Origin of the sequence: Cellulophaga geojensis KL-A, assembly GCF_000568425.1 — a bacterium.
GTDB classification, from domain to species: Bacteria; Bacteroidota; Bacteroidia; order Flavobacteriales; family Flavobacteriaceae; genus Cellulophaga; species Cellulophaga lytica.
On the sequence record NZ_ARZX01000070.1, the window covers coordinates 1 to 1,336 of the forward strand.

General features: G+C 30.5%; 2 protein-coding genes. Both read right to left on the reverse strand.

The genetic code is table 11. From position 1 onward, the window contains the following. Positions 1 to 40: 40 nt before the first annotated feature. A complete protein-coding gene (locus KLA_RS17215; protein ID WP_034647413.1) occupies positions 41 to 730 on the reverse strand; it encodes a DUF2695 domain-containing protein in 690 nt (229 codons plus the stop codon). 126 nt (positions 731 to 856) lie between these two features. Then, on the reverse strand, positions 857 to 1,336 hold a 480-nt coding region (locus KLA_RS17220; protein WP_235183595.1), incomplete at its 5' end, for a hypothetical protein.

Below are 1,336 nucleotides of genomic sequence, written 5' to 3' on the forward strand. Positions count from 1 at the left end.
TAACTAGCAATGAATTATACACGGTGTTAGCCATAGTTTTTTATTTTCTATATATTACTTTATGCACTTTTAATTCAACTTTCGTTCCTCCAATTCCTGTTCTTTCCATAAAATGCGTTCCCATTGGTTTTCCAATGTCAATTTTTTCAATTCTCGAAAAGTAATACTCAGCATCTCTTTCCGAAAATCTCGAAAGAGAACCTAATTTTAAATCACGAATTTTTTTCGCAAACTCTTTTCCATTTATCGGTTCTATTTCTTTTACAATTCCAATTTCAGTAGGCAATTCCGATTCAGTTCCGTTAAAGAAGTGCATACTTTTCCTAACTCTCTTTTTTGGTTTAAATCCAAATGGTGCTGGAATTAATAATTCGCCATTTTTCGTGTAATTATTATGGTCGTATTCAGAACTCGAAAATAGTGCTTTTGTATAAACTTTATTTTCGGTCTGTTGAAAATTCAGCGGTATTTTGAAAGGATTTTTAAAGTCCATTTCTTTGTTTTCGGACTCTAATTCTAAATCACAACCTTCCGGTAAATTAAATGTTACTTCGCAATCACAAAATCCACCATTCGATTCCAAAACGTCAATTAGGTCACACTTATCAATTCCATTTTTTTCAGCCCATTCAAAAGTGTATTTCAACGAGTGGTCACAACCGATTTTTTCTATTCGATTTTCTATAAAAACACAAAGTTCAGTTACTTGATTTTCTGTTAATATCGTCATTTCTTAAATTATGGCTAACGGTAGGTATAACCGAAGTTACGATTAATATGCGTTAATTTTCGGTTTAGCACTGACGTTAGCAATTCCGAGTGGATTCGGACGTAGTCGAATCCGCCGTAATTGCGGTTATACATTGTTAGCTACAGTTTTTTTGTTTTTCAAACTAATTATATTTCGGATAATCATAATTACAAAACTTAAGTTCCATAAGTAAAATCCAATTTCATATCCTGTTATTTCTCCATAGTGTCCTGCTTCATTTATTATTATTTCATCAAAAAATAAAAAACTCATTCCAAAAGATAAAGCAATAATGCTCATTACTAAAGAAATTTTAGTTTTTTTAAATGTCAACCACGAAATTAAGATTAATGGATTTGCGAGCCAAGATATACAAGCTCCTCCAATAAAAACTCCAAATATTCCAGAAATTAAAACAGCCAATCCACTCCAATTTTCTCCGCAATTACCATTCGTACAATAATTTTTTTGGCTACAAGCGATAATGAAAATTAATATACTAATCAATAATAAAATATTTGGATTTTTCAGTTTCAAATTCAGTTCAGTTTTATTTTTAAATATGAGTAAGTAATTGTAGCTAAC